Below are 24,589 nucleotides of genomic sequence, written 5' to 3'. Positions count from 1 at the left end.
CCGGTGACCGACCGTCCGGGTCGGGGCCACCTGGAGGGGATACGATCCGTGACCGGAACACAGCGGAACGTATGGGGGCTTGTGCATGCGACGACTGTCACGCCGGGCGTTCACGGCGGCCGCACTGTCGACCCTGGTCACGGCGGGCGACGCCGGGGCGCTCGCCCGCCGCGCCACGGCCGGGGAGATGCGAGGAATGTGGCTGGCGACCGTCTTCCGCCGGGACTGGCCCTCCCGGGCCGGACTGCCGGCCGCCGCGCAGCGTGCCGAGCTGCGCGCCCACCTCGACAACGCGGTGCGGCGCCGGCTGAACACCGTCTTCTTCCAGGTGCGCCCCTCGGCCGACGCGCTGTGGCCCTCGCCCTACGAACCGTGGTCCCAGTTCCTGACCGGTACCCAGGGGCAGGACCCCGGCTGGGACCCGCTCGGCGCGGCGATCGAGGAGGCGCACGCCCGCGGGCTCGAACTGCACGCCTGGTTCAATCCCTACCGGGTGGCCTCCCACACCGACCTGAGCCTGCTGGCCCCGGGCCACCCGGCCCGCCGCAACCCGGACTGGGTGGTTCCCTACGGCGGCAAGCTCTACTACAACCCCGGTCTGCCGCAGGTGCGCCTGTTCGTGGAGGCGGCGATCCTCGACGCCGTACGCCGCTACCCGGTGGACGGCGTGCACTTCGACGACTACTTCTACCCGTACCCGGTCGAGGGCGACGTCTTCGACGACGACCGTGCCTACGCGGCCTACGGCGGCGGGTTCGCGGACAGGGCCGCCTGGCGGCGGCACAACATCGACCTCCTGGTGCAGGAGACCGCGGCCCGCATCCGTACGCTCCGGCCCGCCGCGCGCTTCGGGATCAGCCCCTTCGGGGTGTGGCGCAACGCCACCACCGACCCCACCGGCTCGGCCACCCGGGCGGGGGTGCAGACCTATGACGACCTCTACGCGGACACCCGGAAGTGGGTCAGGTCCGGGTGGCTGGACTACATCTGCCCCCAGATCTACTGGAACATCGGCTTCCCCGCCGCCGACTACGCAGCCCTCGTGCCCTGGTGGGCGTCGGTGACCCGGGGCACGCGCGCCGAGCTGTACATCGGGGAGGCGCTCTACAAGGCCGGAGACCCGGCGCAGCCCGCCGCCTGGCGGGACCCGGCGGAACTGTCGCGCCATCTCACCCTGGCCGGGCGGTATCCGCAGGTGCGCGGGCATGTCTTCTTCGCCGCGAAAGAGGTGGGGGCGGACCCGGCCGGGGCCATGGCACGAGTCGTCGCCGACCACTACCGGCAGTCTGCGCCGCCCCCACGTTGAGACCGCTTTCCTAGCGGCCGATCTGCTGACCCATTTCCTTGTGGCGGATCTCGGTGTCGGGCCCGGGGGAGCACACACCCTCGTGCCCGTCCTGGAAGCGGACGCGGTACGGCGGGGTGCCGTTCGAGCCCATCACCTCGACGATCTCGCCGACCTTGTCGTGCTGGCCGACGATCCTGCCGTGCTGCACCAGCTTGTCGCCCACGGTTGCGCGCATCTGGGGGGCCTCCTCGTCGCGTACGGGAGTGTCGGTGGGTTGCCGGTCGGTTGGCCGGGGACCCACGGCCGGTGTGCCGGTCGGCCCGGTCACGCGCGCCCCGCCCCGAGGTCAGGCCCGCGCCCGCTGGGTGACCGCGATGCACACCAGTACCGCGGCGGCCGTCAGCGGCGCGGCCGGGGTGAGATGCTCGCCGAGGAGCAGTACCGACCACACCAGTGTGAGCAGCGGCTGTGCCAGCTGCAACTGGCTGGCCCGCGGGATTCCGACGGCCGCCATGCCCCGGTACCAGACGACCAGACCGAGGAACTGGGAGCCCGCCGCCACCCACAGCACCCCCAGCACGGCGTGCACGGTCGGGTGTACCGGCTCGTAGGAGAGCGCGAGGAGCGCGCCCGGCAGGCTGAGCGGCAGGCACAGCACCAGCGCCCAGCCGATGACCTGCCAGCCGGGCATGACCCCGGCCAGGCGGCCGCCCTCGGTGTAGCCGGCGGCGCAGATCAGCAGCGCGCCGAAGAGATAGGCGTCCGCGCCGGTCAGCGCGCCGCCGCTCTGCTGCACGGTGAACGCGATGACGGCCGCGGCACCGGCCAGCGCGGCCACCCAGAAGGTACGGGAGGGGCGGGTGCCGACGCGCAGGGCGGAGAAGGCGGCCGTGGTGAGCGGCAGCAGCCCGACCACCACCGCGGCATGCGCGGTGGTCGAGGTCCGCAGCGCGAGCGTGGTCAGCAGCGGGAAGCCGATCACCACCCCGGCCCCGACCACGGCGAGCCCCGCCCAGTGCGCTCGCGCGGGCAGCGGGACCCGCAGCGCCAGCAGGCAGCCGCCCGCGATCACGGCGGCCAGCGCGCTGCGCGCCGCCACCAGCGACCAGGGTCCGAAGCCCTCCAGCCCCCAGGCGGTGGCCGGGAAGGTGAGGGAGAAGGCGACCACGCCGAGGGCCGCCTGAAGCAGGCCGCCAGGATGCGGGCCCGGTCCGGCCTTCGCGGCCCCCGTCCCCGTACCCCGCCGCACCTGTCGCGGAAGCCGCGGCCCGGAGGCGACGCCGCCGTCCGGCCCGCGAAGCCCGGTGACCGTGCCGCTCTCCGGCCGGTGCGGCCCGCTGTCCGCGCCGCCGTCCGGCGTCTGCCCAAGCCCGTTGCCCGTGCCGCTCTCCGGCGGCTGCCCAAGCCCGCCGTCCGTGCCGCTCTCGGGCTGCCGAAGCCCGGTGTCCATGCCGCCGTCCCGCCGACGCGGTCCGGTGTTCGTGTCGGCGTCCGGCTGTCGCGGCGCCGTGGCGGTGCAGCTCTCCGTCTGTGCGTCCGCTATCGAGCTGTGGCCAGTAGCGCTATCCTGTGCTTCCATGCACGAGCGTAGCAGTGTCGGTGAACTGGCGGAACGACTGCGGTCCGAGGTAAAGCGCTATTCGCCGGGTGAGAAGCTGCCCGCCAGCCGAGCGCTGGTCGAACGGTTCCGGGTGAGCCCGGTGACCGTGTCCCGGGCGCTCGCCCAGCTGGCCGCCGAAGGACTGGTCGTGACCCGGCCCGGCTCCGGGGCCTACCGCGCCGAGCCGCGCACGGCGGCGGCCCGCACCGCCGGGGACACCTCCTGGCAGGAGGTCGCCCTCAGCGCCGACGCCGCGGCCGAGATCGTCCCCCGCAGCGTCGACGCCTCCGGCGTCCTGGACACCCTGGCCGCGCCGCCCGCCGGCGTCATCGGCTTCAACGGCGGCTATCTCCACCCCGACCTGCAACCGGAGCGCGCGATGGGCGCGGCCCTGTCCCGGGCCGGACGCCGCCCCGGAGTGTGGGCCCGGCCGCCGGTGGAGGGCGTGCCCGAACTGCGCGAGTGGTTCGCGCGGGGCATCGGCGGCGCGATCACCGCGGCCGACGTACTGATCACGGCGGGCGGCCAGTCCGCACTGACCACCGCGCTACGGGCGCTGGCACCGCCCGGCGCGCCCGTGCTGGTGGAGTCGCCCACCTATCCCGGCATGCTGGCCATCGCCCGCGCGGCGGGCCTGCGGCCGGTCCCCGTGCCGGTCGACGCGGACGGAATGAAACCGGCCCTGCTCGCGGACGCCTTCCGGGCCAGCGGCGCCCGGCTCGTGGTCTGCCAGCCGCTGTTCCAGAACCCGACCGGCGCCGTACTCGCGCCGGACCGCCGACGCGAGGTGCTGCGCATCGCGCGCGAGGCAGGAGCGTTCGTCGTCGAGGACGACTTCGTACGGCGGCTGGTGCACGAGGACGCCGGACCCCTGCCCGTGCCCTTGGTCGCCGAGGATCCAGACGGTGTCGTGGTGCATGTCTCCTCGCTCACCAAGGCCACCTCGCCGAGCTTCCGGGTCAGTGCCCTGGCCGCACGCGGCCCGGTCCTGGAGCGGCTGCGCGCCATCCAGGTCGTCGACACCTTCTTTGTGCCGCGCCCCTTGCAGGAGGCCGCGCTGGAACTCGTCGGCTCGCCCGCCTGGCCCCGCCATCTGCGGTCCGTGGCCGCCGAGTTGAAGATCCGCCGGGACACGATGACCGCGGCGCTCGGGCTGCACCTGCCCGAACTGTCCGTGCCGCACGTCCCCTCCGGCGGCTACCACCTCTGGGCCCGCCTCCCCGACGGCACCGACGAGGCGTCCCTGGTGGCGGGCGCCCTGCGCGCGGGGGTCGCGATCGCCCGGGGTCGCCCGTACTTCAGCGCCGAGCCCCCGGCCGCCCATCTCCGCCTGAGCTTCGCGGCGGTCGCCGGAACGGCGGAGATCCTGGAGGGCGTACGACGCCTGCGCACCGTCTGCGACGAGAGGCCCTAGGCCCGGTCACCGCCGCCCGTGCCCTCGCGGACGTACTCGGTGGTCAGTACCAGGTCCTTCGCGGGACCGGCCACGTGCCACACCGTGCGCCAGTGGTCCGCGTCCTGGACGGTGAACTCGCCCCGGTAGAGGTCCGCCGCGCAGGGGTGGTCGGCGACATGGCGGCCGGTGGTGAGGTCGAGGTCGTGGAAGGGGCGCCCGTCCGCGAAGCGGACCTCGGCCGTCCCGGCGGACCGTCCCGGCAGGAACCACAGCGTCCGCTCGGCCGGGCGCGGGGTGTCCCGCCAGACGAACGTGCCCGATTCATGGTGCCGCAGCCCGTCGCCGCCGTCCTCCAGCGGCGAGAACACCGTGGTCCCGGTGAAGCGGCCCGTCTCCCGGCCCGCCAGGTCCCGCACCAGGCGACGGACGCTCCACCGCCCGGTGAGATGGGCGAGCACGTCCTGTACGGGCCAGAGACTGGATTCCATGCCGTCGACCTTAGGCCGTGCCGGCCGACCGGCACCGCGGCGGGTCGGGGGCGCGTCACCCCGCCCCCGGACCCGCCGCCCCGGTCACTTGCCGGTCGTCCCCTGGCAGACGCCGTGGGCGTAGTCGAACGTGGCAGTCGCCTGCGAGTACTTCCACTGCGGGTCCAGCAGATCCGTCTTGAGCTGCTGGGCCGCGCCGGGGCTCTCCACGATGTAACCGAAGTCCTGGAGCCAGGCCGGATACAGGTTCTTCGAACCGATGTAGAAGGCGGAGTCGTCGACGGACACCAGCTTGTGGTGCTGTGCGTACGGCTTGCCGTCGGCCCAGGTCGGGCTGTCCGCCATGCGGGCGGTGGCGAGCTGGAGATTGGCGCACATCACGGTGTTCGCCTTCGCCTGGTCGCCGGTGATGCGGGCCAGGCGCTCCCGCAGCACGTCGCTCACCTCCTTCAGCGACTTGATCTGGGAGTAGCCGCCGCTGCCGACCGCACCGCGGTTGGCCGGGTCGCTGACGACGATCCGGACCTTCACCCCGGACGCCATCCGGTCCGCGATCGCGTCGTACGTGCGGATGTCGTAGCGCGGCAGCGGGGGACAGGTGGCGTTGAGATCCTGCTGGGAGATCTCGATGTGCTTCTTGGCGCTGCCGATCAGGGCCCGCAGCGCGCTCTCCTCCGGGTTCACCGTGTCGTAGTCGCGGTCGGCGTTGGTGTTGTCGTGCAGCCCGACGACGCACTTGGTGTCCGGTGCGGAGGGAAGGGCGGGCCGGTACGCCGACGCGGGGTCGACGTCCTTGATGCCGACACCGAGACCGCCGACGGCGATGACGGGCACGTCACCGGTCGCGGGGGCCGGGGTGTTCCCCTGTTCCAGGTCCGGCATGCAGTCGGCGCCCTGGGACGACGCGAACCAGACCTTGGTGGGGTTGCTGCGGTTCTCGCAGGTCCAGCCCCACAGCTGGTCCAGATACCGGCCCGCGGATGCGGCGGCGGGGCCGCTGAGCGCGAGGTCCACGTCGGACACCGGGTGGCTGGTGGTGAGGTAGTCGTCCTTCCAGCCGTTGATCCCGCCGGTGATCACCGACTGGCCGTCGACCACGAGGAGCTTGGAGTGGTTCCAGGAGAACGCCGTCTTCGACGTGGTCATCGAGGCGACGTTCAGAGTGATGGAGTCGGCCGCCGAACCGAGCCTGGACCGCAGCTCGTCGCGGTACTTCGACGGCACCACGTTCAGGTGGTAGATCGGGGCGGCCCCGACGAGGATGCGCACCTTGAGCTTGTTGCCGGCCTCCGCCGACCTCTTGAGCCCCGCGACGATCGCGTCCTCGAACTCCCCGTTGGGGAAGGGCGCGAGGGTGGATATGTCGACAGTGCTGCGGGCCTTGGCGACGTTCTCGGTCATCCTGTCCAGCAGCTGCCGGGTGCCCGGGCGCTCGGAGCACGACGCGTCGCCCCAGCAGCCCGGCGTCTGGAGCAGCCAGCCGGACGGGTCGCCGGGGGTGGCGTCGAGCGTGTTGCCGCCGGTGCGTTCCCAGACCTTCCCCTCAAGGCCCGGTGAGACCTGCCGCAGGGTCTGCTCCACGGCATCGAGGTGTGGTGCCGGTGCCTCGGCGAGCGCCGGGGTGGCGGGCAGTGCGGAGCCGATGACGACGGAGAGCGCCGCGGCTTTGGCGAGACGGTTCAGGCGGCGGGAGGCGGTAGGGGCCAATTTCGCATCCTTGTCGAGACGTCGGGGCACCTTCGCGCGCCGGCTCACAGGCGCGGCGCGGCACAGGGCGATCCGGGGTCCGGTGGGACCTCACGGATGATCAACACCTCGAAGTTACCAGCCCTTTGCACTACGGCCATCTTCCCGTCACCCCGGCGCGGGGGTACGGGCGTTGGGCTCCGGTGAGCAGGGATCCCCGGTGCGGCCTTTGGCCGGACCCGCGGATTTCAGCTCCAGGGCGAGGTGCGGGGGTGGTGGCCGGAGGGACGCGGACGCGTCGAAGTTCCGTCCTGCAAAGGCGACTTCGACCGCGCGGGTCCGCCCGGTGAGTACGTGTGCGACCGCCTCCGCCATCAGGGGTGCGGCGACGGCGTGGATGCCCCGGCCGTGGGCCACTGCGCGCCGTTCGGTGCCGCCCGCGCGTACGACGAGGTCGCGACAGGTCGCCGAGGCCGCCGGGGCGCCCGGAGTGCCCGGAGCGCCCGGAGCGGAAAAATAGTAGCCATGGACATAGTAGCCATGTAATCTATTTGTATGAGCAAGGGTTCCTCGCCGGGCCCCACGCCCGGATTCCTGGTGTGGCGGCTGGCCAACAAGTGGCGTGTCGCGGTCGATCGTGCGGTGGCTCCGCTGGGCCTCACTCACGCGCAGTACTCCCTGGTCGCGTCGCTGCACGGTATGCACCGCGCCGGGGAGCGGCCCAGTCAGCGCCGACTCGCCGACCACACCGGCCTGGAGGCGCTCTACGTCTCGAAGCTGGCGCGCGCCCTGGAGTCGGGCGGCCTGATCGAACGCACCCGCGATCCCCGCGACCCGCGCGCCGTCCAGCTCGCACTCACCGAACAGGGTCAGGCCGTGACACGGCAGGCCATCGCGGTGGTCCAGGAACTGCATCAGCGGTTCCTGGAGCCGCTCGGCGGCCTCGACGCCCCGCGGACGCGCGCGTTCACCGAGGAGCTGACGGCCCTGCTCGACGTACCTCTCGCTCCATCCGTACCGAACGACCCGAGCACTCGGAGGGGAACACCATGACCACCACCGCATCCGCCGCCGCGCCCGTCGCCGATGCCCGCGGCCTCGCCCTGGCGCACTACGCCGCCCGCGCCGTCCTGGAGCACGTCCTCGCCCGGCACGGCCTCACCTTCCAGCAGCAGGTCGCCCTGCGTGCCGCCGTCACCGCCGAGACCCCGCAGGCGCCGGACGATCTCGTCGCCCAGGTGCAGGGCTCCCTCAAGGCCGATCCGGCCGGCATCCGCGCCACCCTCGACGAACTGCTGGCCAAGCGGCTGCTCGTCGCGGACGGCGCGCACCTGGTCCCCACGGCCGCGGGACGTGAACTGCTCGCCGCTGTCACCGCGGAGACCGCCCCCGTCTCCGCCCGCGTCTGGGGCGGGATCCCCGCCGAGGATCTGGCCGCGACCGGCCGCGTCCTCACCCTGATCACCGGGCGCGCCAACGCGGAGCTCGCGGCGCTGACCGCCTGACCCGCACTCCGGCCTGCTGCGACCGCCGGGAGATCCCCCGGAGGGGATCGCCCGGCGCACCTGCCGCTTCGGCCGGAGCGGGCGGCACCGTCGAGAGGGGCTCGTCGGGGGGCCCGGACCGGGCATTGCATAAAAGTGCGGCGAAACGTATAGTCATGCCATCCAGGAGGAGGTTCCATGACGGTACGTGCGGCGGTCGCCGGGGCGAGCGGATATGCGGGTGGGGAACTGCTGCGCCTGCTGCTGGCCCACCCCGAGGTCGAGATCGGCGCCCTGACCGCGAACTCCAGCGCCGGGCGGCCGCTGGGCGCGCTGCAACCGCATCTGCTGCCCCTCGCCGACCGCGTGCTCCAGGAGACCTCCTCCGAGGTGCTCCCCGGGCACGACGTGGTCTTCCTCGCCCTGCCCCACGGCCAGTCCGCCGCCGTCGCCGAGCAGCTCGGCGGCCGGGCGCTGGTGATCGACATGGGGGCGGACTTCCGGCTGGAGGACGCGGCCGACTGGGAGCGGTTCTACGGCACACCGCACGCCGGGACCTGGCCCTACGGCCTCCCCGAGCTGCCCGGCGCCCGCGCCCGGCTCGCCGGTGCCCGGCGCATCGCGGTGCCCGGCTGCTACCCGACCGCCGTCTCGCTCGCACTGTTCCCCGCCTACGGCGCGGGCCTCGCCGAGACCGAGGCCGTGGTCGTCGCCGCCTCGGGCACCTCCGGCGCGGGCAAGGCACCCAAGCCGCATCTGCTCGGCAGCGAGGTCATGGGGTCCATGTCCCCGTACGGCGTCGGCGGGGCGCACCGGCACACTCCCGAGATGATCCAGAACCTGAGCGCCGCCGCCGGGGAGAGGGTCTCCGTCTCCTTCACCCCCACCCTCGCGCCCATGCCCCGCGGCATCCTCGCCACCTGTAGCGCGAAGGCCCGGCCCGGTGTCACCGCCGAGACGGTCCGCGCCGCCTATGAGAAGGCCTTCGCCGACGAGCCCTTCGTCCACCTGCTCCCCGAGGGGCAGTGGCCGGCCACCGCGTCCGTCTGCGGTTCCAACGCCGTTCAGGTGCAGGTCGCTCACGACGCCGCCACACACCGCATCATCGCGATCAGCGCCATCGACAACCTGACCAAGGGCACCGCGGGCGGTGCCGTCCAGAGCATGAACCTCGCCCTCGGGCTCGACGAGACCACCGGGCTTTCCACGATCGGAGTCGCCCCGTGAGCACGGCACACCCCGTCGGCGCAGAAGCCACCAAGGAGACGCAGTGAGTGTCACGGCAGCACAGGGGTTCACGGCGGCCGGGATCGCCGCCGGGATCAAGGAGAACGGCGGCCCCGACCTGGCTCTCGTGGTCAACAACGGGCCCCGCCGCGCCGCCGCGGGCGTCTTCACCGCCAACCGTGTGAAGGCCGCGCCCGTGCTCTGGTCGGAGCAGGTCCTCCAGGCGGGCCAGGTCTCCGCGGTCGTCCTCAACTCCGGTGGCGCCAACGCCTGCACCGGACCGAAGGGCTTCCAGGACACCCACGCCACCGCCGAGAAGGCGGCGGAGGTCCTCGGCCGGGGCGCCATCGAGGTGGCCGTCTGCTCCACCGGCCTCATCGGTGTGCTGCTCCCCATGGACAAGCTGCTTCCGGGCATCGGCACGGCCGCCGCCCAGCTGTCCGAGCACGGCGGCGAGAAGGCCGCCCTCGCCATCAAGACCACCGACACCGTCCACAAGACCGCCGTGGCGACCCGGGACGGCTGGACCGTGGGCGGCATGGCCAAGGGCGCCGGGATGCTCGCGCCCGGCCTCGCCACCATGCTCGTCGTCCTCACCACGGACGCCGACGCCGACCAGGAGACCCTGGACCGGGCCCTGCGCGGCGCCACCCGGGTCACCTTCGACCGGCTCGACTCCGACGGCTGCATGTCCACCAACGACACCGTCCTGCTGCTCGCCTCCGGAGCCTCCGGGATCGCCCCCGCCTACGAGGACTTCGCCGAGGCCGTCCGCGAGGTCTGCGCCGACCTGGGCCGCCAGCTCATCGGTGACGCCGAGGGTGCCAGCAAGGACATCAAGGTCGAGGTCACCGGCGCCGCCACCGAGGAGGAGGCCGTGGAGGTGGGCCGCACCATCGCCCGCAACAACCTCCTCAAGTGCGCGATCCACGGCGAGGACCCCAACTGGGGCCGGGTGCTGTCCGCGATCGGCACCACCCGGGCCGCCTTCGAGCCCGACCAGCTCAATGTCGCCATCAACGGCGTCTGGGTCTGCAAGAACGGCTCCGTGGGCGAGGACCGCGAACTGGTCGACATGCGCTACCGCGAGGTGCACATCGTCGCCGACCTCGCCGCCGGCACCGAGACCGCCACCATCTGGACCAACGACCTCACCGCCGACTACGTCCACGAGAACAGCGCCTACTCCTCATGAGCACCGGAACGAACAGCGGAACGAGCGGCGGAACGACGCGCAGGCACACCGCCCTGCCCAAGGCGCAGATCCTCATCGAGGCGCTGCCCTGGCTCACCCGCCACCACGGCAAGACCGTCGTCATCAAGTTCGGCGGGAACGCCATGGTGAACGACGAGCTGAAGGCCGCCTTCGCCCAGGACGTCGTCTTTCTGCGGCACGCGGGCCTCAGGCCCGTGGTGGTGCACGGCGGCGGCCCCCAGATCAGCGCAGCCCTGGACCGGCAGGGCATCGCCAGCGAGTTCAGGGCGGGCCTGAGGGTCACCACCGAGGACGCCATGGACGTGGTGCGCATGGTGCTGGCCGGGCAGGTCCAGCGCGAACTGGTCGGCCAGCTCAACCAGCACGGCCCGTTCGCCGTCGGCCTCACCGGCGAGGACGCGCACACCATCACCGCCACCAAGCACCGGCCCACGATCGACGGCCAGTCGGTCGACATCGGGCGGGTGGGCGAGATCACCGAGATCGACACGGGCGCGATCGAGGCGCTGCTCGCCGACGGCCGCATCCCGGTCGTCTCCTCGATCGCCCGGAGTCAGGACGACGGACATGTCTACAACGTCAATGCTGATACGGCGGCTGCGGCACTCGCTGCGGCACTGGGCGCCGAAACCCTCATGGTCCTCACGGACGTCGAAGGACTCTACGAGGACTGGCCCCACTCCGACGAGGTGATCAGCCGCCTCACCGCATCCCAGCTGGAGAAACTGCTCCCGGAGCTGTCCTCGGGCATGGCCCCGAAGATGGAGGGCTGCCTGTTCGCCGTGCGCAACGGCGTCACCACCGCCCGTGTCATCGACGGCCGGGTCCAGCACTCGATCCTGCTGGAGATCTTCACCGACGAGGGCATCGGCACCATGGTCGTGCCCGACCCGTCCGATCAGGAGGCCTCCGTATGACGGCCACGACCGGCACCGCCACCGGATCCGAGGCGGCCGCGCACTCGGCCAACGAGGAGCTGACCCGCCGGTGGCGGGGCGCGCTCATGGACAACTACGGCACCCCGCGGCTGCCCCTGGTCCGCGGCGAGGGCACCCGGCTGTGGGACGCCGACGGCACGGAGTACCTGGACTTCGTCGGCGGGATCGCGGTGAACGCGCTGGGCCACGCCCACCCCGCCGTCGTCCGGGCGGTCGCCGGGCAGATCGCCTCCCTCGGCCATGTCTCCAACCTGTTCATCGCCGAACCGCCCGTCGCCCTCGCCGAACGGCTGCTCCGGCTCTTCGGCCGGGACGGCAGGGTGTTCTTCTGCAACTCCGGCGCCGAGGCCAACGAGGGCGCCTTCAAGATCGGCCGGCTGACCGGGCGCACCCATATGGTCGCCACCGAGGGCGGCTTCCACGGCCGCACCCTGGGCGCCCTCGCGCTCACCGGCCAGCCCGGCAAGCAGGAGCCCTTCCGGCCACTGCCCGGCGATGTCACCCATGTCCCCTACGGCGACGCCCAGGCGCTGGCCGCCGCCGTCACCGAGGACACCGCCTTGGTGATCATCGAGCCCGTCCAGGGCGAGAACGGGGTCGTCGTCCCGCCCCCCGGCTACCTCAAGGCGGCCCGTGCCATCACCGCGGCCACCGGGGCGCTGCTCGTGCTCGACGAGGTGCAGACCGGCATCGGCCGCACCGGTCACTGGTTCGGCTACCAGGCCCATGACGGCGTACTGCCGGACGTGGTCACGCTCGCCAAGGGCCTGGGCGGCGGTCTGCCGCTCGGCGCCACGGTCGCCTTCGGCCGCGCCGCCGAGCTGCTCCGGCCGGGCCAGCACGGCACCACCTTCGGCGGCAACCCCGTCGCCTGCGCCGCCGGACTCGCCGTACTCGACACCATCGCGGCCGACGGTCTGCTGGACAACGTCAAGCGGCAGAGCGAGCGGCTGAGGGAGGGAATCGAGTCCCTGGACCATCCGATGATCGACCATGTCCGGGGTGCGGGCCTGCTCCTGGGTATCGTGCTCAGCGAGCCGTTCGCCCAGCAGACACAGCAGGCGGCTCAGGACGCCGGCCTCCTGGTGAACGCGCCCGCCCCGAACGTCGTACGGCTGATGCCGCCGCTGAATCTCGGCGATGACGAAGTGGAGGCGTTTCTCCGGGCTCTCCCCGGTGTCCTCGACGCAGTGAACGGGGACGAGCGATCCGGAGAATGAGACGACGATGACCCAGGCGCAGGACCACGAGCACAATGGACCCGCCGTGCCGCAGACCCGCACCGCGCGCCACCGCCGGATCGTGGACATTCTCAACCGGCAACCGGTCCGCTCGCAGAGCCAGTTGGCGAAGCTTCTCGCCGACGACGGGCTGAACGTCACCCAGGCGACGCTCTCCCGGGATCTGGACGAGCTGAACGCGGTGAAGATCCGCAACACCGACGGCGACCTCATCTACGCGGTCCCCAGCGAGGGCGGCTTCCGCACCCCCCGCGCTCCGCTGGGCGGGTCGGCCAAGGAGGAGCGGATGCGGCGGCTGTCCCAGGAACTGCTGATCTCGGCGGAGGCGTCCGCCAACCTCGTGGTCCTGCGCACCCCGCCGGGCGCGGCCCAGTTCCTTGCCTCGGCCATCGACCAGGCGGAACTGCACGACATCCTCGGCACCATCGCGGGCGACGACACCCTGCTGCTGATCAGCCGGGACCCCACGGGGGGCCAGGCCCTGGCGGACCATCTGCTGCGGCTGGCGCAGACCGGCCACTGAGGCGGCGCCACCGGCGCCATACGCGGCCATACGGGAAGGGGGCGCACCGGCTGTCCGGTGCGCCCCCTTCCTGTATGGCCCGTACGGCCCTGTATGGCCCGTACGGCCCTGTATGGCCCCGTGCGGCCGCGGTCAGCCCAGCCGGGCCGCCAGTCCGCCCGTGCAGCGCACCTCGTCGCCCGCCGTGATCAGCAGTGCCTCCGTGTCCGGCAGCGACTCAAGCCAGTCGAGACCCTGCCGGGAGCCCATGGCGAACGCGGCCGTGGCCCAGCAGTCGGCCCAGGTCAGCCGGGGCGCCACCACGGTCACGGCGACCAGGTCGGTCACCGCGGGGCGGCCGGTGCGCGGGTCGACGATGTGCGTGCCGCGCTCCGCGGTCCCGGACGTGGCCACGGCCAGCTCCCCGGCACCGGCCGCCGAGACCACCGCGGCGAGCCCGCCGGGCCGCATTGGATCCGTCACCCCGACCCGCCAGGGCCGGTGCGGTCCTGGCGTCCCGTACAGCTGCACGTCCCCGCCGCCGTTGACGCTCACCCCGCGGGCCCCGGCCTCCCACAGCCGCTGGGCCGCCCGTTCGACCGCCCAGCCCTTGACGATCCCGGTCGGGTCCGTCCGGCCCCCGTAGCGCGTACTGAACCAGCCGTCACTGACCCGCTCCGCCTCGGCCCCCAGTGCGAGCACCTCGGCGACCTCCGGGTCGCACTCCCCGAGGGCCACCTCACCGCGGGCGAGCCGCGACAGCTGGCTGTCCTCCCGGTAGGTGCTGAACACCTCGTCCACACGATGCAGTCCGGCGACCGCCTCCGCCAGGGCGGCGCGCACGGCCTCGGGCTCACCGCCGCGCACATCGAAGGAGACCACGGTGCCCATCACCTCCTCCGCGTGGCGCAGCGCGGGGGGTGCCTCGGGGTCGCTCACCTGCCCGGCCACTCAGCGACCGGCCTGGTCCAGCGCGGACTGGAGCGATTTTTTGTAGCCGCCGCTGGTGTAGGTGGCTCCGGAGACGGTGTCGATGTCGGCGCTCTGGGTGGTGACGGCTTCCTGGTTGAGTTTGGGTACGGCCATGGCGGTCTTCTGGTCGCTGAGTCCGCCCTTGGGTGCCTGGACGGCCTCGGCCTTGGTGATCTTCCCGCCGTTCAGGGTCAGGCGTACCTGGACGTTGCCGTACTGGGTGCTCGCCACACTGCCCGTGACGGTCCGCGCCTGCGCCGACGAGCCCGCGCCCGCACCGGCCGCCGCACCGGAGGACGCACCGCCCGCAGCACCGGCCGACTGACCGGATCCGCCGCCCGAGGGGGCCTTCGCCTTGTCGATCGCCGACTGGAGTGATTTTTTGTAGCCGCCGCTGGTGTAGGTGGCTCCGGAGACGGTGTCGATGTCGGCGCTCTGGGTGGTGACGGCTTCCTGGTTGAGTTTGGGTACGGCCATGGCGGTCTTCTGGTCGCTGAGTCCGCCCTTGGGTGCCTGGACGGCCTCGGCCTTGGTGATCTTCCCGCCGTTCAGGGTCAGGCGTACCTGGACGTTGCCGTACTGCGTCGCGGCCGCCTCACCGGTGACGGAACGCTCGCCCGCCTGCGCTCCGGTGCCGCCCTGCGGCGCCTCCTGGGCCGCGGCGGTCTGCTGCGGCGCGCCCGGCACCGCCGCCTGGGCGGCCGCCGGATCCGAGCCCGGCTTCAGCGACAGCAGCAGGACGATCCCGGACACGGTCGCCGCACCGGCGAGCACGGCGCGCCGAAGGGGATGGCTCTTCCTCATCGTTCCCAAAGCTCCTTCGATCCCGTCGCTCACATCTCGAACGACTCGTGATGGATACGGCGGGCGGGAACTCCCGCTCCGCGCACTGCCTCGTACACCTGCTGTGCGAAGCCGGGCGGTCCGCACATGAAGACGTCGTGGCGGTCGATGTCCGGCAGCTTCCGCCGCAGGGTGTCCGCGGAGATGTCCGGGCGCTCGCCGTCCGGGCTGTTGACCGCGTACATCAGCCGGGCGCCGCGCTCCTGGGCGATCTGGGCCAGCTCGTCCCACAGGGCCAGGTCCTGGGTGGTGTTCGCGCGGTAGAGGAGGGTCAGATCCCCGGGCGCCCCGGGCAGCGTCTCGAACAGGGCCCGCATCGGCGTGATGCCGACACCGCCGGCCACCAGCAGCACCTTGCCGCGGCTGCGCCGGTCCGCGGTCAGCGCCCCGTAGGGGCCCTCCGCCCACACCCGGGTGCCGGGCGCGAGGTCCCGCAGCGCGGAGCTGTGGTCGCCGATGGCCTTCACCGTGATGCGGAGCATCTGCGGGCGGGGCGCCGCCGACAGCGAGTAGGGGTGGGAGCTGAAGCGCATCCCGGGCGCGAGGAAGCGCCAGCGGAAGAACTGCCCGGCCTCCGCTCCCATCCGGTGCAGCCTCCGGCCCGTCATCAGCACCGAGACCACGCCCGGCGACTCCTCGATGACCGCCTCGACCCGCAGCCGGTGCCGCAGGTTCAGCCGGACCGGGACGAGGATCCGGTACCAGAGCACCAGCGCGGTCACCGAGCCGTAGAGGGCGTACCAGGCGGTCCTGGCGGCGGGCGTCCCGGCGAACTCGTTGCCGGTGGACAGCTGGTGCCAGAAGGACAGATAGGTGGCCGCGTAGGTCAGCAGATGGACGTGGTACCAGAGGTCGTACGACATCCGGCGGCGGACCGGGCCGATCGAGATGAGCCCGATGAGCACCAGCAGACCGGTGCCGATGGCGGCCTTGCCCACGTCCGGCAGCTGCTGGGTCGAGTCGATGGTCTGCTGGACGATCCCGCCCAGCCCCTTGCCGCTCTGGAGGGCGTAGCCCCACATGGTGAGGAAGAGATGGGCGAGGACCAGGCAGATGGTGTACCGGCCGGTCATGGCGTGCCAGCGGGCGACCCGGTCGGAGCCGACCCGCCGCTCCAGCGCGGGCACCCGCGCCATCTGGAGCACGACGAGCGCCATCAGATAGCCGGCGAGAAGGCCGGTGATCCGCCCCGCGTTGAGGATCCTGCTGTTGTTGTCGGCGATGGACGGGGTGTTCATCCACCACAGCCAGACGACGCCCGCCGCGCCCGCCCAGACGGCGGCCAGCAGCGGGACGGCGGGGGAGCGGCGGGGGCGGATGGCGCGCATCGTCTGGCGCCGCGCGGCGCGGCCACCGGCGATCGTGGACACGGTGTCCTCCGTGGTCCTGCGTGGGACGGGTGAGGCCCGGGGGCCTCCTTGGCCCACAGGTACGTGCGGGACCCGCTCCGCGTTCAAACCGCCGCGCGGTCACGGAGCCGTCCCCGGTTCCGGAGGTGCCAACTGCCGGTGGACCGGCGCCCGGACGCGCTCAGTAGCGGGTGAGCGCGAGGGTCCCGCCCGTGGTGCCGATCGCGATGTGCGGTGCCCGGACGGGATCCGCCCAGGTGAGGATCGACCGCATGGCGTCCCGCGGGACCGACACACAGCCCTCGGTCGCCGCCCTGCCGTTGATGTGGAGGAAGATCCCGGCGCCCCGATTGCGCACCGGGGCGCGGTAGTTGAAGCCGATGACCAGGGCGTGGGAGTACTGCGGGTCGTAGGCGGCCAGCCGCTCGGACTCGGTGGCCCGGCAGTCGGCCGGGAGGGGCTCGGTCCAGCGGTTGTAGGAGCGCGAGGCGTTGTCCTGGCACCACCAGGAGTCCGCGTGGACCCGGCGGTACGGCGTCCTCGTCCCCGGCGGCGGCGCCGCGATGCCGAAGGCGAAGGGCAGGTCGAAGAGGCCCGCCGGGGTGGTCGCGGTGCCCTGTCTGCGGGTGCGGCCCTCGGCCAGGCCGTGCGCACCGAAGCGCGCGGGCGCGGACCCGGTCCGCAGCCAGCGTCCGCCCCGGCGGTCCCACCAGGTGACCGTGCCCGAGGCCGCCCCGGCGGCGGGCGCCTCCGCGGTGATCAGCTGGGTGCCGCCGCCGGTGTCCGCCATCCGCTCGGGCAGCGGGACCACCGCCGGGCGCGGCGCGGCACCGGCCGGCAGCAGGAGGGAGGCGGAGACGAGGGCGGCGAGGGCGGCGACGACACCGGAGCGCATGGCTCGAAACGTACACGGCGCCAGCGGCAGGGGCGGCCCCGGCAGGCCGTCGGGACCGGATTCGCGGCGTTCTTTCCATCGGAAGCACCCATCGAGCGGAGGCACGCATCGCCCGGAGGCACCCGTCGAGCGGAAGCGCGCCTTGCGCCGAGGCACGCATCGCGCGGGACGTCGTCCCTGCCTGCGAAGTGCTGCCCGATGCCGCCACACGGGTGAATGGGATTGACGAACCATGCAGAGTTCTGCATACTCATGCATAACAGCGAATGCACCCCGAGGGAGAAACCCGTGACCGAGCGCGTCGTACTCGCCTACTCCGGCGGTCTGGACACCTCCGTCGCGATCGGCTGGATCGCGGAGGAGACCGGAGCCGAGGTCATCGCCGTGGCCGTGGACGTCGGCCAGGGCGGAGAAGACCTGGACGTCATCCGCAAGCGCGCGCTCGCCTGCGGCGCGGTCGAGGCCGAGGTCGCCGACGCCCGGGACGAGTTCGCCGACGAGTACTGCCTCCCGGCGATCAAGGCGAACGCCCTCTACATGGACCGGTACCCGCTGGTCTCCGCCCTGTCCCGGCCGACGATCGTCAAGCACCTGGTCGCCGCCGCCCAGAAGCACGGCGCCAGCACGGTCGCCCACGGCTGCACCGGCAAGGGCAACGACCAGGTCCGCTTCGAGGCCGGCATCGTCGCCCTCGCCCCCGACCTCAAGTGCATCGCCCCGGTCCGTGACTACGCGATGACCCGGGACAAGGCCATCGCCTTCTGCGAGGCCAAGGGCCTCCCGATCGCGACCACCAAGAAGTCCCCGTACTCCATCGACCAGAACGTCTTCGGCCGGGCCATCGAGACCGGCTTCCTCGAGGACATCTGGAACGCCCCGATCGAGGACATCTACGAGTACACCTCCAACCCGGCCGAGCCCCGCGAGGCCGACGAGGTGGTCATCACCTTCAAGGGCGGTGTCCCGGTCGCCCTCGACGGCAAGCCCGTGACCGTCCTCCAGGCCATCCAGCAGCTCAACGAGCGCGCGGGTGCCCAGGGCGTCGGCCGGATCGACATGGTCGAGGACCGGCTCGTCGGCATCAAGTCCCGCGAGGTCTACGAGGCGCCGGGCGCGATCGCCCTGATCACCGCCCACCAGGAGCTGGAGAGCGTCACCGTCGAGCGCGAACTCGCCCGCTACAAGCGGCAGGTCGAGCAGCGCTGGGGCGAACTGGTCTACGACGGCCAGTGGTTCTCGCCGCTCAAGCGCGCCCTGGACGGCTTCATCAACGAGGCCAACCAGCATGTCTCCGGCGACATCCGGATGACCCTGCACGGCGGCCGCGCGGTCGTCACCGGGCGGCGCTCGGGCGAGTCGCTGTACGACTTCGACCTCGCCACCTACGACACCGGCGACACCTTCGACCAGTCCGCGGCCAAGGGCTTCATCGACATCTACAGTCTGTCGTCGAAGATCGCCGCCAAGCGGGACCTCGTCTGAGGCCTCTCGTCCGGATCATGCGGGGCTCGCCCGATCCGGACGAAGGACCCCGGGCGCGCCGCCCGAGCCGACAGCCGCCTCCTCACTCCCGGGTGGGGAGGCGGCGGCACATCCTTAACCTTCCCGAGGAGACCTGAGTTGAGCAGCAACAGCGGTGACGTACGGCTCTGGGGCGGCCGCTTCGCCGACGGCCCCGCCGAGGCCCTGGCCAGGCTGTCCGCCTCCGTCCACTTCGACTGGCGGCTCGCGCCCTACGACATCGCGGGCTCCCGTGCCCATGCGCGGGTGCTGCACCGGGCGGGGCTCCTCACCGAGGACGAGCTGACCCGGATGCTCGCCGGGCTCGACCGGCTGGAGGCGGACGTGGCCTCGGGCGACTTCACCGGCACCATCGCCGACGAGGACGTCCACACCGCCCTGGAGCGCGGTCTGCTCGAACGCCTCGGCCCCGACCTCGGCGGCAAGCTCCGCGCGGGCCGCTCCCGCAACGACCAGGTCGCCACCCTCTTCCGGATGTATCTGCGCGACCACGCCCGGGTCCTCGGCGGCCTGCTCGCCGACCTCCAGGACGCCCTGACCGGCCTGGCCGAGGCCCACCCGGACGTGGCGATGCCCGGCCGCACCCATCTCCAGCACGCCCAGCCGGTGCTCTTCGCCCACCATGTGCTCGCGCATGTCCAGGCGCTCTCCCGGGACGCCGAGCGGCTGCGCCAGTGGGACGAGCGCACCGCCGTCTCCCCCTACGGCTCGGGCGCGCTCGCGGGCAGCAGCCTCGGCCTGGACCCGGAGGCCGTCGCCAGGGACCTCGGCTTCGAGCACGGCAGCTCGGCCAACTCCATCGACGGCACGGCCTCCCGTGACTTCGTCGCCGAGTTCGCCTTCATCACCGCGATGATCGGCGTGAACCTCTCCCGGATCGCCGAGGAGGTCATCCTCTGGAACACGAAGGAGTTCTCCTTCGTCACCCTCCACGACGCCTTCTCCACCGGCTCCTCGATCATGCCGCAGAAGAAGAACCCGGACATCGCGGAGCTGGCGCGCGGCAAGAGCGGCCGTCTGATCGGCAATCTGACGGGCCTGCTCGCCACCCTCAAGGCCCTGCCGCTGGCCTACAACCGCGACCTCCAGGAGGACAAGGAGCCGGTCTTCGACTCCATCGACCAGCTGGAGGTCCTGCTGCCCGCCTTCACCGGGATGATGGCCACCCTGACCGTGCACCGCGAGCGCCTGGAGGAGCTGGCCCCGGCCGGTTTCTCGCTCGCCACCGACATCGCCGAGTGGCTGGTCAAGCAGGGGGTGCCCTTCCGGGTGGCGCACGAGGTCGCCGGGGAGTGCGTCAAGACCGCGGAGGCCGAGGGCAAGGAGCTGGACGAGCTGACGGACGAGCAGTTCGCCGGGATCAGCGCCCATCTCACCCCCGAGGTGCGCACCGTGCTCAACGTCCCCGGGGCCCTCGCCTCCCGCAACGGCCGCGGCGGCACCGCACCCGAGGCGGTCGCCGTCCAGCTCGCTGAGGTGAAGGAGGACCTGGCGGCACAGCACGCCTGGGCCACCGCCAAGCAGGGGAAGTAGCGGGTCGCGGCAGGGGAGGCGGCCGGGTCGTACGAGGAGGGCGGCGCGGGTTAGGTTGATCCGAACCGCGCAGCGTCCACCGCACGGAGCCGACCGCACGGCGTCCACCGTGCGACACCGACCATGCGGTGAGCACCGCGCGGAGCCGACCGCATGACGGCCCCGCTAGGTGCCGACCCGCACGGCAGCCCGGTGACCGCCCCCGGCCGTCCCCGGGCTCCCGGCCTCGCTCGAAAGCTCGAAAGCTCGAAAAGGGGAGACCCGATGGCCTCAGCCATGACACCCGTCCGCCGCCTCGGTCTGGGCCTGGCCGCCGTCGGGCGCCCCGGTTACATCAATCTGGGCCGGGAGCGGGACCTCCCGTCCGACCGCAGCGTCGACGCCCTGCGCGCCCGCACCCATGAACTGCTGGACGCCGCCTACGCCCGGGGCGTACGCCACATCGACGTCGCCCGCTCCTACGGCCGCTCCGAGGAGTTCCTCGCCGACTGGCTGGCGGCGCACCCGGAGATCGGTGATGTGGTCGTCGGCAGCAAATGGGGCTACACCTACACCGCGGGCTGGACCACCGACGCCGAGCGGCACGAGGTCAAGGACCACGGCCTCGCCACCTACGAGCGCCAGCGTGCCGAGACCGCCGCCCTGCTCGGCGACCGCCTCGGCCTCTACCAGATCCACTCGGTCACCCCCGACAGCCCGGCGCTCACCGACCGTGAACTGCACGCCCGGCTCGCGGAGGCCGCCGCGGACGGCCTGGTGATCGGCTTCTCCACCAGCGGCCCGGCCCAGGCCGAGGCGATCCGCGCGGCGCTCGCCGTGACCGTCGGCGGCGCGCCCCTCTTCCGCAGCGTCCAGTCCACGTACAACCTCCTGGAGACCTCGGCCGCCCCGGCGCTGGAGGAGGCCCATGACGCCGGGCTCCTGGTGATCGTCAAGGAGGGCATGGCCAACGGACGCCTGGCGGACCCCCACGCGCCGGGGGCGCTGAGGGCCGTGGCCGAGGGGCTGTCCCTGGGCTCCGACACCATCGCCCTGGCCGCGGTCCTGCACCGGCCCTGGGCCGATGTCGTCCTGTCCGGCGCCGCCACCGCGGCCCAGCTCGCCTCCAATCTGGAGGCCGCCGCCGTCGACCTCGACCCGGAACGGCTCGCCCGCCTGGAGACCCTCGCCGAGGACCCGCGCGCGTACTGGCAGCAGCGCGGCCGGCTGCCCTGGCACTGAGGGGCCCCCTCCTCCCGTAGGCACCCCTCTCCTCTGGACACCCCTTCTCCCGTAGACACGCATTCTCCTGTGGACACCCGCGGTCAATGAGACTCACATGCCGCACGTGAGACAAAGATGTCTCACGTGCGCTATTCTTGTTTCATGGCCGTCGACCGTGACCACGTGCTGCGCAGCGCAGCCGCCCTGCTCACCCGTAAATCCACCGCCACCATGGACGAGGTCGCCCGGGCGGCCGGGATCAGCCGGGCCACCCTGCATCGCCACTTCGCCGGACGCGACGCGCTCGTGCGCGCCCTGGAGATGCTTGGTATCGAGGAGTGCGAAGCGGCGCTGGCCGCGGCGCGGCTCGACGACGGCCCGGCCCGGGACGCCCTGCGCCGGTTTGTGACGGAGATCGAGCCCGCCGCGGCCCTCCTCGCCTTCCTCTACAGCGAGAACCAGCTCTACGAGGGCGAGGAGCAGAACGCCGGCTGGGCCAGGATCGACGCCCGGATGGCGGCGCTCTTCCGGCGCGGGCAGTCGGCGGGCGAGTTCCGTATCGACCTCACCCCGGCCTGGCTCACCGACGCCCTCTACGGCCTGCTGGCCTCGGGCGCCTGGGCCATGGCGGAGGGACGCCTGGCCCCCAAGGACTACAGATACATGATCGTCGAGATGTTCCTCGGCGGCGCACTCAGGAGAGAGGAATCATGACCAGCACCGCGCAGCCGGCGCTCGCCCCGCGGACGGAGCGGCGGCCGGACCGGTGGCTCGCCCTCGCCGTCCTCGTGCTCGCCGTGCTGCTGGTCGCCGTGGACGCGACCGTGCTCGGCCTCGCAACCCCCTACATCAGCGAGGACCTGGAGCCCTCCGGCACCCAGCTGCTGTGGATCGGGGACGTCTACTCGTTCGTCATCGCCGGTCTGCTGGTCTCCATGGGCAGCCTCGGCGACCGCATCGGCCGCAAGCGGATCCTGCTCGGCGGCGCCATGGCCTTCGGTCTGATATCCGTCCTCAACGCCTACGCGGGCTCCGCGGAGACCATGATCCTGGCGCGGGCGCTGCTCGGCGTCGCGGGCGCCACCCTGATGCCCGCCACCCTCGCCCTGATCCGCAACATCTTCACGGACCCGCGCGAGCGCAGCCTCGCGGTCGGCATCTGGGGCGCCACCGCCTCGGCGGGCACCGCGGTCGGCCCGATCACCGGCGGTTTCCTGCTCGAACACTTCTGGTGGGGCTCGGTCTTCCTCATCAACGTGCCCGTGATGGTCGTCCTCGTCCTGGTCGGCATCCGGACGCTCCCCGAGTCCCGCAACCCGAACCCGGGCCCCTGGGACCTGATCAGCGTCGGACTGTCGCTCGTCGGCATGGTCGGCGTCGTCTATGCGGTCAAGGAAGCCGCCGCGGAGGGGCTCACCTGGCCGAGCGTGGCCACCGGTCTCCTCGGCGCGGCCGCGCTGGCCGGATTCGTCCGCCGCCAGCTGACGATGCCGGTGCCGCTGCTGGACATGCGGCTGTTCCGGCGCCGCGGCTTCAGCGGCGCGGTCCTCGCCGACCTGCTGACCGTCCTCGGCATGTCCGGACTGGTCTTCTTCCTCTCCCAGTACCTCCAACTGGTCCAGGGCAGGCGGCCGTTCGAGGCCGGACTCGCCGAACTGCCCGCCGCCGTCGGCGCGGTGGCGGCCGGTCTGGTTGCGGGCACCGCGGCCCGCCGCTTCTCGGTGCGCGCGGTGGTCTCCGCCGGGCTCGCCGCGGTGGGGCTGGCGCTGGCCGCCCTCACCCTGCTCGACCGGGCCACCGGATATCCGCTGATCGGGGGCGCGCTGCTGGTGGTCGGTGTGGGCGCGGGACTGTCGTTCACCGTGACCGCGGACGTGATCCTGTCCAGCGTGCCCAAGGACCAGGCGGGTGCCGCCTCGGCGGTCTCCGAGACGGCGTACGAACTCGGCGCGGCCCTCGGCATCGCCCTGCTCGGGTCGATCATGACCGGCATCTACCGCGGCTTCACCGCCCCCGCGGGCACCCCGGATGCCGCCCATGAATCCCTGGGCGGCGCGGTCGAGGTGGCCAGGCACCTGCCGACGGACACCGCCGAGGCACTGCTGTCCTCGGCCCGGGAGGCCTTTGTCGAGGGCCTCAGGCTGGCCACCGGCGCGGGCGCGGTGGTCCTGCTCGCCACCGCGGTGGCGGCGTGGTTCCTGCTGCGGGGCCAGCGGCTGGACGATGTGTCGTCCTGACCGCGCAACGCCAGGGGGCCGTGTCCCCGCGGGGACACGGCCCCCTGGCGCGGGCCTGAGGCCGCTCTACGCGGCCTTCGCCTTCGTGGCGTACATGTCCACGTACTCCTGCCCGGACAGCCGCATGACCTCGGTCATCACGGAGTCGGTGACCGCCCGCAGCACATAGCGGTCCCGGTCCATCCCCTCGTACCGGGAGAACTCCATCGGCTCGCCGAAGCGCACGGTGACCCGGCCCGGGCGCGGCATCCCGCTACCGTTCGGCTGGAGCTTGTCCGTGCCGATCATGGCGAACGGCACCACCGGGGCGCCGGTCATCAGGGTGAGGCGGGCGATGCCGGTGCGGCCGCGGTACAGACGGCCGTCGGGGGAGCGGGTGCCCTCCGGGTAGATGCCGAAGACCTTGCCCTCCTCCAGCACCCGGCGGCCGGTCATCAGCGCGGCCACACCGCCGTTCGCGCCGTCCCGGTCCACCGGGATCATGCCGACGCCGGTGAAGAACCAGGCCATCAGCCGCCCCTTCAGCCCCTTGCCGGTGACGTACTCGTCCTTGCCGATGAAGCACACCTGCCGGGTGGTCACGATCGGCAGCACGATGGAGTCGATGAACGTCAGGTGGTTGCCCGCCAGGATGACCGGCCCGTCACCCGGGATGTGTTCCAGGCCCTCCACCCGTGGGCGGAACATCAGGCGCATGATCGGTGCGAGCACTGCCTTGATGAGCGCGAAGCGGGACAACGGGCCCTCCGGTGTCAAGGGATGCGGTATGAGTCTGTGCAGGTGAGGACGATACTCGCGGGCCCGGTGCGGCGCACATCGAGTTCACCGGGTCGATACGAGTCATGAACGACTGTTTACCTGCGGCGGTGTCGCGTTGCCCGGCTGTCACATCCGGGCGGGAATGTGACGGACATCGCGCCGCTGCGTGACGGCCCGTCATGCGCGGCCGCCGTGAGCCGCCGCCGTGACG

The 24,589-nt window shown here is 72.5% G+C and carries 23 protein-coding genes; 14 read left to right on the top strand and 9 right to left on the bottom strand.

All coding sequences use genetic code 11. The annotated features are described in order from the left end of the window. Nucleotides 1–85 precede the first annotated feature (85 nt). Nucleotides 86–1,306, top strand: coding sequence for a glycoside hydrolase family 10 protein (locus tag ACIHAA_RS11740; RefSeq protein ID WP_399815777.1), 1,221 nt, complete (start codon nucleotides 86–88; stop codon nucleotides 1,304–1,306). A 10-nt stretch (nucleotides 1,307–1,316) separates the two neighbouring features. Here the strand turns inward: ACIHAA_RS11740 and ACIHAA_RS11735 are convergent, their stop codons facing one another. Both ACIHAA_RS11735 and ACIHAA_RS11730 read right to left on the bottom strand, forming a co-directional pair. Further along, nucleotides 1,317–1,523 (bottom strand): DUF1918 domain-containing protein, encoded by a 207-nt coding sequence (locus ACIHAA_RS11735; protein WP_399815775.1) that lies wholly within the window; start codon nucleotides 1,521–1,523, stop codon nucleotides 1,317–1,319. A gap of 111 nt (nucleotides 1,524–1,634) precedes the next feature. After that, on the bottom strand, nucleotides 1,635–2,738 hold the full coding sequence (locus ACIHAA_RS11730) for a DMT family transporter (protein WP_399816132.1): 1,104 nt from the start codon (nucleotides 2,736–2,738) through the stop codon (nucleotides 1,635–1,637). A gap of 127 nt (nucleotides 2,739–2,865) precedes the next feature. On the opposite strand from ACIHAA_RS11730, the gene ACIHAA_RS11725 reads away from it, so the two are divergent. Further along, nucleotides 2,866–4,302, top strand: a complete 1,437-nt coding sequence (locus tag ACIHAA_RS11725) for a PLP-dependent aminotransferase family protein (protein WP_399815773.1) — start codon at nucleotides 2,866–2,868, stop codon at nucleotides 4,300–4,302. On the opposite strand, the gene ACIHAA_RS11720 is transcribed toward ACIHAA_RS11725, so the two are convergent. After that, nucleotides 4,299–4,772 (bottom strand): DUF6314 family protein, encoded by a 474-nt coding sequence (locus ACIHAA_RS11720; protein WP_399815771.1) that lies wholly within the window; start codon nucleotides 4,770–4,772, stop codon nucleotides 4,299–4,301. The two genes, ACIHAA_RS11725 and ACIHAA_RS11720, sit on opposite strands and share 4 nt — an antisense overlap. An 84-nt stretch (nucleotides 4,773–4,856) precedes the next feature. Then, nucleotides 4,857–6,479 carry a phospholipase D-like domain-containing protein gene (locus tag ACIHAA_RS11715; protein WP_399815770.1) on the bottom strand — a complete coding sequence of 541 codons (1,623 nt, stop codon included), beginning with the start codon at nucleotides 6,477–6,479 and terminating at the stop codon, nucleotides 4,857–4,859. A 534-nt stretch (nucleotides 6,480–7,013) separates the two neighbouring features. On the opposite strand from ACIHAA_RS11715, the gene ACIHAA_RS11710 reads away from it, so the two are divergent. The 7 genes from ACIHAA_RS11710 (at nucleotide 7,014) to ACIHAA_RS11680 (ending at nucleotide 13,087) form a co-directional block, all read left to right on the top strand. Beyond that, a complete protein-coding gene (locus tag ACIHAA_RS11710) occupies nucleotides 7,014–7,511 on the top strand; it encodes a MarR family winged helix-turn-helix transcriptional regulator (protein ID WP_399815768.1) in 498 nt (165 codons plus the stop codon). Then, nucleotides 7,508–7,963 (top strand): MarR family transcriptional regulator, encoded by a 456-nt coding sequence (locus ACIHAA_RS11705; RefSeq protein ID WP_399815766.1) that lies wholly within the window; start codon nucleotides 7,508–7,510, stop codon nucleotides 7,961–7,963. The genes ACIHAA_RS11710 and ACIHAA_RS11705 overlap by 4 nt, the downstream gene beginning before the upstream one ends. Before the next feature lie 177 nt (nucleotides 7,964–8,140). Beyond that, nucleotides 8,141–9,169 (top strand): N-acetyl-gamma-glutamyl-phosphate reductase, encoded by a 1,029-nt coding sequence (gene argC / locus ACIHAA_RS11700; protein ID WP_399815764.1) that lies wholly within the window; start codon nucleotides 8,141–8,143, stop codon nucleotides 9,167–9,169. A 43-nt stretch (nucleotides 9,170–9,212) separates the two neighbouring features. Beyond that, the gene (gene argJ, locus ACIHAA_RS11695; protein WP_399815763.1) at nucleotides 9,213–10,364 is read left to right on the top strand and encodes a bifunctional glutamate N-acetyltransferase/amino-acid acetyltransferase ArgJ; all 1,152 of its coding nucleotides are present in this window, start codon (nucleotides 9,213–9,215) and stop codon (nucleotides 10,362–10,364) included. Further along, the gene (gene argB / locus ACIHAA_RS11690) at nucleotides 10,361–11,302 is read left to right on the top strand and encodes an acetylglutamate kinase (RefSeq protein WP_399815761.1); all 942 of its coding nucleotides are present in this window, start codon (nucleotides 10,361–10,363) and stop codon (nucleotides 11,300–11,302) included. The genes argJ and argB overlap by 4 nt, the downstream gene beginning before the upstream one ends. Then, entirely contained in the window at nucleotides 11,299–12,543 is a 1,245-nt protein-coding gene (locus ACIHAA_RS11685) for an acetylornithine transaminase (protein WP_399815759.1), read from the top strand. Before argB ends, ACIHAA_RS11685 begins: the two co-directional genes overlap by 4 nt. 7 nt (nucleotides 12,544–12,550) lie before the next feature. Continuing rightward, complete coding sequence (locus ACIHAA_RS11680; RefSeq protein ID WP_399815757.1) at nucleotides 12,551–13,087, top strand: arginine repressor; 537 nt, start codon at nucleotides 12,551–12,553, stop codon at nucleotides 13,085–13,087. Between the two features lie 132 nt (nucleotides 13,088–13,219). Here the strand turns inward: ACIHAA_RS11680 and ACIHAA_RS11675 are convergent, their stop codons facing one another. The 4 genes from ACIHAA_RS11675 to ACIHAA_RS11660 all read right to left on the bottom strand — a co-directional run bounded on the left by ACIHAA_RS11675 (nucleotide 13,220) and on the right by ACIHAA_RS11660 (nucleotide 17,125). Beyond that, the gene (locus ACIHAA_RS11675) at nucleotides 13,220–13,957 is read right to left on the bottom strand and encodes an FAD:protein FMN transferase (RefSeq protein ID WP_399816130.1); all 738 of its coding nucleotides are present in this window, start codon (nucleotides 13,955–13,957) and stop codon (nucleotides 13,220–13,222) included. 60 nt (nucleotides 13,958–14,017) lie between these two features. Next, nucleotides 14,018–14,842: an FMN-binding protein gene (locus ACIHAA_RS11670; RefSeq protein ID WP_399815756.1), complete on the bottom strand. Its 825-nt coding sequence runs from the start codon at nucleotides 14,840–14,842 to the stop codon at nucleotides 14,018–14,020. A gap of 29 nt (nucleotides 14,843–14,871) precedes the next feature. Then, the gene (locus ACIHAA_RS11665) at nucleotides 14,872–16,209 is read right to left on the bottom strand and encodes a ferric reductase-like transmembrane domain-containing protein (protein WP_399816128.1); all 1,338 of its coding nucleotides are present in this window, start codon (nucleotides 16,207–16,209) and stop codon (nucleotides 14,872–14,874) included. Nucleotides 16,210–16,411: 202 nt separating this feature from the next. Continuing rightward, the gene (locus tag ACIHAA_RS11660; RefSeq protein WP_399815754.1) at nucleotides 16,412–17,125 is read right to left on the bottom strand and encodes a L,D-transpeptidase; all 714 of its coding nucleotides are present in this window, start codon (nucleotides 17,123–17,125) and stop codon (nucleotides 16,412–16,414) included. A 288-nt stretch (nucleotides 17,126–17,413) separates the two neighbouring features. Between ACIHAA_RS11660 and ACIHAA_RS11655 the strand changes: the two genes are divergently transcribed. The 5 genes from ACIHAA_RS11655 (at nucleotide 17,414) to ACIHAA_RS11635 (ending at nucleotide 23,619) form a co-directional block, all read left to right on the top strand. Further along, complete coding sequence (locus ACIHAA_RS11655; protein ID WP_399815752.1) at nucleotides 17,414–18,607, top strand: argininosuccinate synthase; 1,194 nt, start codon at nucleotides 17,414–17,416, stop codon at nucleotides 18,605–18,607. A 138-nt stretch (nucleotides 18,608–18,745) separates the two neighbouring features. Continuing rightward, on the top strand, nucleotides 18,746–20,179 hold the full coding sequence (argH, locus tag ACIHAA_RS11650) for an argininosuccinate lyase (protein ID WP_399815751.1): 1,434 nt from the start codon (nucleotides 18,746–18,748) through the stop codon (nucleotides 20,177–20,179). Between the two features lie 264 nt (nucleotides 20,180–20,443). Then, a complete protein-coding gene (locus ACIHAA_RS11645; RefSeq protein WP_399815750.1) occupies nucleotides 20,444–21,400 on the top strand; it encodes an aldo/keto reductase in 957 nt (318 codons plus the stop codon). 144 nt (nucleotides 21,401–21,544) lie between these two features. Beyond that, nucleotides 21,545–22,096 carry a TetR/AcrR family transcriptional regulator gene (locus ACIHAA_RS11640; protein ID WP_399815748.1) on the top strand — a complete coding sequence of 184 codons (552 nt, stop codon included), beginning with the start codon at nucleotides 21,545–21,547 and terminating at the stop codon, nucleotides 22,094–22,096. Further along, nucleotides 22,093–23,619 carry an MFS transporter gene (locus ACIHAA_RS11635; protein WP_399815746.1) on the top strand — a complete coding sequence of 509 codons (1,527 nt, stop codon included), beginning with the start codon at nucleotides 22,093–22,095 and terminating at the stop codon, nucleotides 23,617–23,619. The genes ACIHAA_RS11640 and ACIHAA_RS11635 overlap by 4 nt, the downstream gene beginning before the upstream one ends. Before the next feature lie 66 nt (nucleotides 23,620–23,685). On the opposite strand, the gene ACIHAA_RS11630 is transcribed toward ACIHAA_RS11635, so the two are convergent. After that, nucleotides 23,686–24,375 (bottom strand): lysophospholipid acyltransferase family protein, encoded by a 690-nt coding sequence (locus tag ACIHAA_RS11630; protein ID WP_399815744.1) that lies wholly within the window; start codon nucleotides 24,373–24,375, stop codon nucleotides 23,686–23,688. Between the last annotated feature and the right edge of the window lie 214 nt (nucleotides 24,376–24,589).

Origin of the sequence: Streptomyces sp. NPDC052040 (assembly GCF_044548405.1) — a bacterium.
Classification (GTDB): Bacteria; Actinomycetota; Actinomycetes; order Streptomycetales; family Streptomycetaceae; genus Streptomyces.
The sequence above is the reverse complement of the archived record's forward strand: the minus strand, read 5'-3'. Positions and strand labels throughout refer to the sequence as shown.